The sequence below is a fragment of the Pseudomonas sp. S44 genome (assembly GCF_016624805.1).
Taxonomy (GTDB): Bacteria; Pseudomonadota; Gammaproteobacteria; order Pseudomonadales; family Pseudomonadaceae; genus Aquipseudomonas; species Aquipseudomonas machongensis.
The window spans coordinates 41,572-51,676 of record NZ_JACVTY010000037.1 but is presented as its reverse complement, the minus strand read 5'-3'; the positions used below and the strand labels follow the sequence as shown (position 1 = coordinate 51,676).

The following is a 10,105-nucleotide window of genomic DNA, read 5'->3' as shown; positions in this document are numbered from 1 at the left end:
ACCCTCGGCTCCCCCGCCCAGCCCCTGACCATCACCACCGCCCACGAAGTCGATGCCGCCCTGACGCTGGCAGAAACCGCACTGAGCAGGATCCAGGTCCGTCACTGAAGGAGCATCGAACATGAGCGATACCACTGCAGGCGTCACCGGGTTCGGATATGGAGATGGCGACAAACCGCTGTTCCGGGTCGAGCCCGGACATGATTCGAAACTGGCAATGGAACAGGCGTCGGCGATGATGGCCTGCGCCAAGCGCATGACCTTGCTCGCCTCCACCGATGGCGAGGCCGACCTGGGCTGGGCCGCGCACTTGCTGTGCGACATGGTCAAGGCGGTGATGGACGACGTGGAGATAGGACGCGGGCGGGAAAGCCGCTAGGTCAGAGCCGCATTGTCGATAGGCTGGGGCTGCACGTGGCCCCGGCCTATTGAATCGAATCGGCTACACAGGCTGTGATTCAGTCGCTTGGGCGAACCGCTGGCTTCGCACCAGCAGCACCAAACTCCACACTTTGACGGCTTCCGCACCAACTCCCAGTAGAAAAAGCAGCCAGGGTGCTGGCGTAACAAGCACGTTGGGCCATAGGAAGGCGATAGGTATCGAGGGAAGCAGGATCATTCGAAATGGCGCCTGGGCCAGGCCGACATAGGCCGCAGCACGCACGCCTTTGATAAACAGCAAACCACTGGCGACTACCGAGAGATGCACCGCTACGCCTGTAAGGCCGATAAACAATGCCAACTCACCATGCTCACGTGACAAGGCAACAATGCTTTGCAGATCATCCCAAAATGGAATCCGACCACGGCGAATACTGGCGACTGCGTAGAGCACAATGATGAGCGCATCCATCGCACCCCAAGATAATTGAGTAAATCGCCGAAACCGATAATTCATCAAGGCCAGAACACCATAGCGGGAGAACACACGAACTCACCGGATTGATTGCTATGCAAGGTCAGACGCCCAAGTACCAGAAACTTACCACCGGTCTTGAGGGGCTCCATGTAGATGCAGGCACTGCGCATCAGAAGTCCTCCGGCTTGGCGCGACGTCTGCGCGCTCGGCGACCGCTGGTCTCTTCCTTCAACTCAGAGAAGGAGACTGAAGCGTCCTCCAGAGGACGAAAAACCTTGTCTGTGAGACCAAGCTTCCACAGCACGAGCATCAACGATCTAACACTGACCGATGGATCCCCAAGCTCGATTCGACGCAGCATCTTCTCGGTAACGCCGAGTCTACTGACCACATCCAGTTGCCGGACACCCTGCTCCAGGCGCGCTGTTTTGACTAGAAGCCCTATGCGCTGGAGGCTTGCGTCACAATCCACCGGAAAAAACCTTTCCATAAGCGGCTCAATCTGTCCGACTAATTGAAATAAACGGACGATTATATCCGTTTATTTGTGAGTTGCGCGGCGCTGAGATGAGTGAAAACGCGCTAATCCATCTGCCCGTCCCGACTCGCTGGCGTAGGTCAAAAGAGGTCGGCCTGCTGAGCGAACTCAAAACCAACACATAGCAGTTACGCAAGTGCGGGTGTCACACCAACGCCCCATACCGCCCCGCCACCACAATCCTATTCCGCCCCGCACTCTTGGCCTGGTACAGCGCCATATCCGCCTCATGCAACCAGGCCTCGGCGCTCTGCAGATGCCCACCAAAAGGCGCGATGCCGATGCTCAGGCTCAACCCCTGCTCCGGCAATTCAGGATGGCGATAACACTCCACCGCCTCGCGCAGCCGCTCGAGCACTTCCTCGGCCTGGGCCACGCTGACGCCGGGCAGCATCACGCAGAACTCGTCACCGCCATAGCGGGCCACCGGGTCGCTCTTGCGCAGGTGGGTTGGCAGGAAGGCGCTGAGGGTGCGCAGGATGTCGTCGCCCATCAGGTGGCCGTGACGGTCGTTGATCTGCTTGAAATGGTCGATGTCGATCAGTGCCAGCACATTGGCCTGATTGTCGCGGCGGCAACGCTGGAATTCGCGCAGCAGCAGGTCTTTCCAGGCGCCGTGGTTGATCAGGCCGGTGAGGCTGTCGGTCTGGCTCAGGCGCGAGAGAGTGCGTTTATGCTGGGCGAGCTGGACGGTGACCTGATAGCAGATCAGGCCAATGGCCATGGGATAGATCAGCAGGATCGGCAGGCATGCAAGCATCTGTGCCTGACTGGTAGGCGGGAATAGCGGTGGTGCGTACAACCAGAGCCCCAGACCAATGCCCAGCGCCTGGGCGAGGAAGGTCTTGCCGAGCATGTGCCAGCCGCCTGCGGCGATCTTGTCCATGGCGATCATCGACAGGATGATCACGCTCGGCAGCGGGTTGAGCCCCATGACACCAGCCCAGCAGCCTCCGGCGAAGCCATCGAACACCAGGTTGCGCTGCTCGGCGCGAAAGGGCTGCTTCGACAACCGGGCCAGCTGATACGCGACGTGCGGCCAGACGAAGCCGTGCAGCGCGAGCAAGGCCCAGGTCCACCAGGCCGGCTGCAGCGGCCAGATGCCGATCAGCACACAGAAGAACCCAAGCCCGGTGCCGATGGCGCGGGGTGGGTACATGCGTTTGGCGAAGGAAAGACCCTTACCCGTTCGCTCGATCATCGAGGGCTCACCGAAAAAATGGACTGTCCTTGAATGCACCGGACAGGCAGCCAGGCGGGAAAATGCCCTGGGGGTCGGCGTTCGAGCATTGTGCCACTATCGAAAACAGGACTTCAAACGTGCTGGACGAAATACACTAACCGTCGGGTTAATTGCGTCGCGACTCAGCAGATACGGTAGACGCTTCACTAGACATGCGGAGCCGGGCGGCGCAAATGTGATCGAGCGCTCGGGCTATCTCGCCCGCATCTCCGTCTACCAAAACCTGCCTCCAGTACTCGGCGATTGCAATCTCGCTGTCCAGCAGCTCAGGGAAGCTGAAAGTGGATAATTCGAGCATCATCGCCAAGATCTCCGTTTCGTCGGATTGTCCAAGGTCGCCGATATTCTAATGGGGCTCACCTAACGAACCGTCTGATAAATATGCGGCCTGTTTCCGACGCAACCACAACAAAACACGTCCAGTAACATCCAACCAGCCTGCCCACCGAACCTTGCCCCGCCCCCGACGTCGGATCCTTCATCCGCTCCACGAAGAGATCCCTGCGTGAAAAACTACCTCGTGCGCAAGTACCGCCTGGTCCTCAAGACCTTCAACTACATCGGCTGGTCGCTGCTGTGGCTGCTGGTGTGGGACATCCTGGTCACCATCGATTTCATGCTGTTCTTCAACAGCAAGTTCAGCCTGCCGCTGATCCCACTGACGCTGCTGGGTTCAGCGCTGGTGGTGCTGGTGAGCTTTCGCAACAGCAGTGCCTACAACCGCTGGTGGGAAGCGCGCACGCTGTGGGGGGCGATGGTGAACAGTTCACGCAGCTTCGCGCGGCAGGTGCTGACGCTGGTGGACGATCCGGATGACGGGCTCAATCCGGTCAAGGCGACCTTGCTGCGTCGGCATGTGGCCTATGTGAACTGCCTGGCGGCGCACCTGAAGAACGAGCCGTGCCCGCCGGAACTGATGGCGTTCATCCCCCATCACGAGTTCGAGCGGCGCAATGGTTCGAACAACTTCGCCAATGACATTCTGGCCGGCTCCGCCGCCTTGCTGGCAGGCGAATACAAGGCTGGGCGGCTGGACAGCATTCGCCTGGCGCGGCTGGAGTCGACGCTGGTAGACCTGTCCAACGCCCAGGGCGGGATGGAGCGGATCGCCAATACACCGCTGCCCTACCCCTACGTGTATTTTCCGCGGTTGTTCATCACGCTGTTCTGCGTGATCGTGCCGATCGGGCTGGTGGAGTCGCTGGAGTGGTTCACGCCGCTGGCTTCGACAGTGGTGGGGTTCATGCTGCTGGCGATCGAGCGGATCGGCACCGACCTGCAGAGCCCATTCCGACGCAGCGAGCACCAGATTCCGATGGACACGATCTGCGAGACCATCGAACGGAATCTGGAATCGATGCAGCGCGAAGCGCAGTGTGGGGAGTGGGTGGACTGAGGCCGACCCGTTCACCTACGCCCGCACATACCGTTGGCGCAGTACATCGCTGAAGGCATCCACCAGCAACACCAGCACCAGCATGCCGATGATCACCGTGCTGGCCTGGGCTTCCTGGAACAGGCTGAGGGTGGTGTAGAGCATCTGCCCCAGCCCGCCCGCGCCGACGAAGCCCAGCACACTGGCCATGCGGATGTTGTTCTCCCAGCGATACAGGCTGTAGGCCAGCAACTGCGGCCACAGATTGGGCAAGGTGCCAAAGCAGAACGCCGCGACCTGGCTCCCGCCCTGCAAGCGGATCGCCGCCGCCGGCTCGGCGGGGGCATTCTCCAGCGCCTCGGCGAACAGGCGCCCCAGCACGCCTGCGGTGTGCAGCGCCAGGGCCAGGGTGCCGGCATTGGGCCCGAGCCCGGCTGCCAGCACGGTCAAGGCCGCCCACACCAGCTCAGGGATAGCCCGCAGGGCATTGAGCAGCAAGCGCGCCGCACCCTGCAGCGGCCAGCCGAAGCGCCCGGCCGCAGGCAATGCCAAGAGCAGGCCGAGCAGCATCGCCAGCAAGGTGCCCAGCCCGGACATGGCGAGGGTCTCTAGAGCACCCCGCGCCACCGCACGCAGGTACTCGGAAGAAAGATCGGGGCTCAGGAAGCGCGAGGCGTACCCGCCCATCTGCGCCAGGCCACCATTGCCGATGACCGACGCAATATCGAGTTCCAGGTAGGCGAACGACGACACCACCGCCGCAACGATGGCGACGATCACCAGCAGGTTGATCGCCCGGTTCATGTCAGCCTCCCACGCAACACGCGGCTCAACACATCGGCCAGGGTGACCAGTACGAGAAACGCCAGCAGCATGCTCGCCACCTCGGCGCCAGCGAACATGCGCATCGACAGGTCGATCTGCTGCCCCAGCCCACCGGCACCGACAAAGCCCATCACCACCGAAGCTCGCACCGCGCATTCCCAGCGGTAGACCGTGTAAGACACCACCTCCGCCGCCGCCACCGGCAGGATGCCATAGCAGAACGCACTCAACCGTCCGCTGCCGGCCTGCATCAAGGCATGGGCCGGGCGCTGGTCCACCGACTCGAAGATCTCGGCATAGACCTTGCCAAGCATGCCGCTGTAGGTGATGGCGATGGCCAGTACCCCCGCCGTCGGCCCCAGCCCCACGGCGCGCACGAACAACAGCGCCCAGACGATCTCCGGCACGCTGCGCAGGAACACCAGCAGGCCGCGCACCGGCATGCGCACCAGCCGCGACCAAGGCCCCGGGCGGCCGGCGCGTGATGCCGCCCTTAACGACAATGCCCGGCTGCCCACCAGGCTGGCCGGGATGGCCAGCAGCAATGCCAGGGTCATGCCGGCAGTGGCCACGGCAAGCGTCTGCAGGGTGGCTTCGAACAGCAACGCCAGAAACTCCCGATCATGGGCAGGTGGCCAGAAGGCGCCAACGAAGCTTGCCATCTGTTGACGGTTCTCGGCCTGCAACAGCACCCCGGGGTCGAGTTCGCTCAACTGCAACCCCGGCCACAACAGGGCCAGGCATAACAGGGTCAGCAACAGGCGTGGCAGCGCCGCGGGGTCGCGGGCATCGGTCTTCAGCATCGCGGAATCTGCACCGTCAGCGTCGGCCCCACGGTCGTCGGCGAGGCCAGTTGCTCATTGGCGTAGAGGGCGTCGAGCAAGGCATCGGTCACCGCCCCTGCCGGACAATCGAACACCACGCGCCCTTCGCGGATACCAATCACCCGGGGAAAATGCGCGAGCGCCAGCTCCACCGCATGCAGGCTGGCGACCAGTGTCACGCCATGGGTTTGCGCGTGGCGATTGAGCAGGGCCAGGCTGTGATCAGCCAGCACCGGGTCCATCGCCGAGACCGGTTCGTCGGCCAGCAGTACTTCAGGTTGCTGGTACAGCGCACGGGCGATACCCACCCTTTGCAACTGGCCACCGGACAACTGCCCGCACTGCACGAACAGCTTGTCGGCCAGCCCCAGCTCCGCCAGCACCTGTCGCGCGCCCGGCACATCGCTGGGGTGCAGCAGATTGAGCAGGCCGCGCAAGGTGCCCCACTGGCCAAGACGCCCGGCCAATACGGCGGTGACCACCCGCTGGCGCGGCGGCAACGGCGGTGCCTGGTGCACCAGCGCGACCCGCGCCCGCAAGCGTTGCCGCGCGCCCGCCGACAGTGCCCAGGGCCGTTCGCCAAGCAATTCCAGGTGCCCGGCGCCGGGCTGCACGGCCGTGGCCATCAGGTGCAGCAAGCTGGACTTGCCCGCCCCCGACGGCCCGATCACCGCCACCCGCTCGCCCTTGTCGATGCGCAGGCTCACGTCTTCGAGGGCGCGTACCTGGCCGTGCCGAAGCCCTGCCGCGTGCAGTTGGATACTCACTTGAGCAAGCCGGCCTCACGGGCAGCCTGTTCGGTGCCGGCGTAGTTTTCGGGTTTGGTCTCGATGAAGCGGCTGGCCGCCTGCAGGTCGAGAATCGCCTTGTGCTCAGCCTTGGCCGGGTCGAGGGCGAGGAAGGCTTGCTTGATCTTGTCTTTCAGGGCCGGGTCCATGTTGCCGCGCACCGTCCAGTTGTAGTCGTAGTAGGTCGGCGTGGTGGCGAACACTTTCACCTTGCTGGTGTCGACCTTGCCCGCATCGACCAGCTTCTGCCAGACACTGGCGTTGAGTACGCCGGCATCGACCTTGCCCGCCTGAACCCAGGCCACGGTGGCGTCGTGCGCGCCGGAATAGGCAACCCGACTGAAGTAGCTCTCAGGCTTGATGTTGTCTTGCTTGAGCATGAAATAGCGCGGCATCAGGCTGCCGGAGGTCGAGGAAATCGAACCGAAGGCGAAAGTCTTGCCCTTGAGGTCGGCCAGGCTCTTCACGTCCGGGTTGGCGGTGATGAACTTGCTGGTGAACTGCGCGTCCTGCTCGCGCTGCACCAGCGGTGTGGCGGTCGGGTCCTTCAGGTGCACCTGGACGAAGGTAAAGCCACCCAGCCAGGCAAGGTCCAGGCGATTGCTGGCCAGCGACTCGACCACCGCCGGGTAGTCGGCGACCGGTACGAACTGCACCTTCATGCCCAGTTGCTGCTCGAGGTATTCACCCAGCGGCTTGAACTTGCGCAGCAATTCGGTCGGCGCTTCGTCGGGAATCGCGCTGACCCGCAAAGTGTCGGCGGCCTGTGCGATGACGGCGCAGCAGGACAGCACGAGGCCGGCGGCGAGCGCCAAGGGGCGTTTGAGCATGGGAGTTCTCCGGTTCAATAGCGGGGAAAGTGCCGGCGACGCACCGACTGCGGGAATTATAAGAGCCGATGGCGCAAAGGCCAGCTTTGCTACAATCGCGCAACAATTGGACCCGAGGTACCTATGAGCGAGCCGATTCGCCTGACCCAGTACAGCCACGGCGCAGGCTGTGGCTGCAAGATCTCCCCCAAGGTGCTGGATGTGATCCTTGCCGAAAGCGGCAGCCAGGCGCTGGACCCCAAGCTCTGGGTCGGCAACGCCTCGCGTGACGACGCTGCCGTGTACGCCCTGGACGACGAACGTGGGGTGGTCTCGACCACCGACTTCTTCATGCCCATCGTCGACGATCCGTACGACTTCGGCCGTATCGCCGCGACCAACGCCATCAGCGACATCTACGCCATGGGCGGCGACCCGCTGATGGCCATCGCCATCCTCGGCTGGCCAGTCAACGTATTGCCGCCTGAGGTTGCCCGCGAGGTGATCCGTGGCGGCCGTGCGGTCTGCGCCGAAGCGGGCATTCCACTGGCCGGCGGCCACTCCATCGATGCGCCCGAGCCGATCTTCGGCCTTGCGGTGACCGGCGTGGTCGGCAAGCGCAATCTCAAGCGCAACGACACCGCGACCGTCGACTGCACGCTGTACCTGACCAAGCCTCTGGGTATCGGCATCCTTACCACTGCCGAGAAAAAATCCAAGCTGCGTGAACAGGACCAAGGCCTGGCGCGCGACTGGATGTGCACCCTGAACACACCCGGCAGCCGCTTCGGCAAGCTCGACGGGGTCAAGGCCATGACCGACGTGACTGGCTTCGGCCTGCTCGGCCATCTGGTCGAAGTCGCCGAAGGCAGCGCTCTCACCGCGCGCCTGCAGTTCGATGCAGTACCGCGCCTGCCGGGTGTCGAGCACTACCTGGCCGAGGGCTGCATCCCCGGCGGTACCCTGCGCAACCACGAAAGCTATGGCCACAAGATCGGCGCCCTGAGCGATGAACAGAAGCACCTGCTGTGCGACCCGCAGACCAGCGGTGGCTTGCTGGTGGCGGTGAGCCCCGAGGGTCAGGCGGAGTTTCTGGCGGTCGCCGCTGAACTGGGCCTGGATCTGGCGCCGATCGGCACGCTGGTCGAGCGACAGACCTACGCAGTCGAGGTGATTTGATGCGCCCCGACTGCACCGATTTCAAACAGCTGTTCCTCGACGATGCGCCGATGATGGACATGCGCGCACCGGTCGAGTTTGCCAAGGGCGCCTTCCCCAGCGCCATCAACCTGCCGCTGATGAACGACCAGGAGCGGCAGAAAGTTGGCACCTGCTACAAGCACCAGGGCCAAAGCGCAGCCATCGCCCTGGGGCACCAACTGGTCAGCGGCGCGGTCAAGCAGGCGCGCCTGGAAGCCTGGGCCGCATTCGCCCAGGCCCATCCCCAGGGGTATCTTTACTGTTTTCGTGGCGGCCTGCGCTCGCAGATCGTCCAGGGCTGGCTGAAAGAGGTGGGCATTGACTATCCGCGGGTCAAAGGCGGTTACAAGGCCCTGCGGACCTTCCTGATGGACACCACCCAACAGGCAGTCGAGCAATGTGACTTTGTGCTGCTGGGCGGCCTGACCGGCACCGGCAAGACCGACGTGCTGCTGCAACTGGACAACGTGCTCGACCTCGAAGGCCACGCCAACCACCGCGGCTCCAGCTTCGGCAAGCGCGCCACCGTGCAACCGGCACCGATCGATTTCGAGAACCGCCTGGCCATCGATGTGCTCAAGAAACGCGCGCGGGGCGTGCAGCAGTTCGTGCTGGAGGACGAGGGGCGGATGGTCGGCAGCTGCTCGGTGCCGCTGGCGCTGTACCAAGGCATGCAGCAGTATCCGCTGGTGTGGTTGGAGGACAGTTTTGCCAATCGCGTCGAGCGCATCCTGCGTGACTACGTGATCAACCTGTGTGCCGAATTCGTTGCCCTGCATGGCGAAGAGGATGGGCGCCGCCTGTTTGCCGAGCGCCTGCGTCAGAGCATGGGCAATATCCACAAGCGTCTGGGGGGCGAACGCTTCCAGCGGCTGTATGCGCTGCTGGAGCAGGCGCTGCAGGTGCAGTTGCACAGCGGTGAGGTGGACCTGCACCGAGGCTGGATCGAGGGTTTGCTCAACGAGTACTACGACCCGATGTATGCGTACCAGCGTGAGGCGAAGTCGGGCAGGATCGAGTTTGCCGGTGATGCACTCGAGGTGCGGGAGTACTTGAAAGCACGGGCGATGCGCCGGCGCTGATTGCTCCGCGGGGCATGGCACCGGCTTTGCCGGTGCGGTACCTCTAGGAGCAGCGGTTCGCCGCTGCGACTTGTCCCGCGAACACGGGCGTAGCCCGTGCCAGGCAGCGCGGTGTATTTTTCGCGGGCAAGCCCGCTCCTACAGGGTTCGAGACCGTTCACTGTCCGGGGCTGAGAATCCGCTCCAGCTCCGCGGCGCGCTCGCGGGTCATGTCCAGTACGCACATGCCGCCTTCGAGTTGCGCCATGGTCCCGCCGCTGGCCTGGACATGGAACTTGCAGTTCTTGTCACGAAAGCTGATCCAGTCGCGCTGCACTTCACGCAGGCTTTTCTGCTGCGGCGCATCGAGCTTGCCGAGTAACTGCTTGTAGACACGGTTGAGGCGGTCGTCCTGCAGCTTGGTTTCATCCTTGATGCAGGCGCTCATCGCAACGGTGCTGGAGGCCTTGTCCATGCATTTGGTATAGGTGGGGGAGTTCTCGTCGGCCTGGGCCTGAGAGGCGAACACCAGCGCGGCAACGACGGCTGCCAGGGAATGCTTGAACATCGAAGAGAACCCTCT

The 10,105-nt window shown here is 63.3% G+C and carries 12 protein-coding genes; 4 read left to right on the top strand and 8 right to left on the bottom strand.

The window, feature by feature from the left end; genetic code table 11:
- Positions 1-121: 121 nt before the first annotated feature.
- The gene (locus IAE40_RS22360) at positions 122-379 is read left to right on the top strand and encodes a DUF3077 domain-containing protein (RefSeq protein ID WP_054892538.1); all 258 of its coding nucleotides are present in this window, start codon (positions 122-124) and stop codon (positions 377-379) included.
- Positions 380-442: 63 nt separating this feature from the next.
- Here IAE40_RS22360 and IAE40_RS22355 read toward each other — a convergent pair whose 3' ends face one another.
- The 3 genes from IAE40_RS22355 to IAE40_RS25890 form a co-directional block, all read right to left on the bottom strand.
- Positions 443-928 (bottom strand): hypothetical protein, encoded by a 486-nt coding sequence (locus IAE40_RS22355; RefSeq protein ID WP_197892319.1) that lies wholly within the window; start codon positions 926-928, stop codon positions 443-445.
- Positions 929-1,542: 614 nt separating this feature from the next.
- Positions 1,543-2,598 (bottom strand): diguanylate cyclase, encoded by a 1,056-nt coding sequence (locus tag IAE40_RS22350; protein ID WP_197892326.1) that lies wholly within the window; start codon positions 2,596-2,598, stop codon positions 1,543-1,545.
- Between the two features lie 148 nt (positions 2,599-2,746).
- The gene (locus tag IAE40_RS25890; protein ID WP_325167292.1) at positions 2,747-2,938 is read right to left on the bottom strand and encodes a hypothetical protein; all 192 of its coding nucleotides are present in this window, start codon (positions 2,936-2,938) and stop codon (positions 2,747-2,749) included.
- 207 nt (positions 2,939-3,145) lie between these two features.
- Between IAE40_RS25890 and IAE40_RS22345 the strand changes: the two genes are divergently transcribed.
- A complete protein-coding gene (locus tag IAE40_RS22345) occupies positions 3,146-4,036 on the top strand; it encodes a bestrophin family protein (RefSeq protein WP_054892532.1) in 891 nt (296 codons plus the stop codon).
- A 15-nt stretch (positions 4,037-4,051) separates the two neighbouring features.
- Here the strand turns inward: IAE40_RS22345 and phnE are convergent, their stop codons facing one another.
- From phnE to IAE40_RS22325, 4 genes are read right to left on the bottom strand one after another with little or no spacing between them, the layout of a single operon-like run.
- A complete protein-coding gene (gene phnE / locus IAE40_RS22340) occupies positions 4,052-4,819 on the bottom strand; it encodes a phosphonate ABC transporter, permease protein PhnE (protein ID WP_200603884.1) in 768 nt (255 codons plus the stop codon).
- Complete coding sequence (locus IAE40_RS22335) at positions 4,816-5,643, bottom strand: PhnE/PtxC family ABC transporter permease (protein WP_200603883.1); 828 nt, start codon at positions 5,641-5,643, stop codon at positions 4,816-4,818. The genes phnE and IAE40_RS22335 overlap by 4 nt, the downstream gene beginning before the upstream one ends.
- On the bottom strand, positions 5,637-6,431 hold the full coding sequence (locus tag IAE40_RS22330) for a phosphonate ABC transporter ATP-binding protein (protein WP_200603882.1): 795 nt from the start codon (positions 6,429-6,431) through the stop codon (positions 5,637-5,639). Before IAE40_RS22330 ends, IAE40_RS22335 begins: the two co-directional genes overlap by 7 nt.
- Complete coding sequence (locus IAE40_RS22325) at positions 6,428-7,282, bottom strand: putative selenate ABC transporter substrate-binding protein (protein ID WP_153773250.1); 855 nt, start codon at positions 7,280-7,282, stop codon at positions 6,428-6,430. The genes IAE40_RS22330 and IAE40_RS22325 overlap by 4 nt, the downstream gene beginning before the upstream one ends.
- Positions 7,283-7,405: 123 nt before the next feature.
- Here IAE40_RS22325 and selD point away from each other — a divergent pair, with 123 nt between their 5' ends.
- Together selD and mnmH are read left to right on the top strand one after the other, a co-directional pair.
- Positions 7,406-8,440: a selenide, water dikinase SelD gene (gene selD / locus IAE40_RS22320; protein ID WP_200603881.1), complete on the top strand. Its 1,035-nt coding sequence runs from the start codon at positions 7,406-7,408 to the stop codon at positions 8,438-8,440.
- Entirely contained in the window at positions 8,440-9,543 is a 1,104-nt protein-coding gene (gene mnmH, locus IAE40_RS22315; protein ID WP_200603880.1) for a tRNA 2-selenouridine(34) synthase MnmH, read from the top strand. Before selD ends, mnmH begins: the two co-directional genes overlap by 1 nt.
- A 157-nt stretch (positions 9,544-9,700) precedes the next feature.
- On the opposite strand, the gene IAE40_RS22310 is transcribed toward mnmH, so the two are convergent.
- A complete protein-coding gene (locus IAE40_RS22310) occupies positions 9,701-10,090 on the bottom strand; it encodes a lysozyme inhibitor LprI family protein (protein ID WP_054892525.1) in 390 nt (129 codons plus the stop codon).
- Positions 10,091-10,105: the final 15 nt, after the last annotated feature.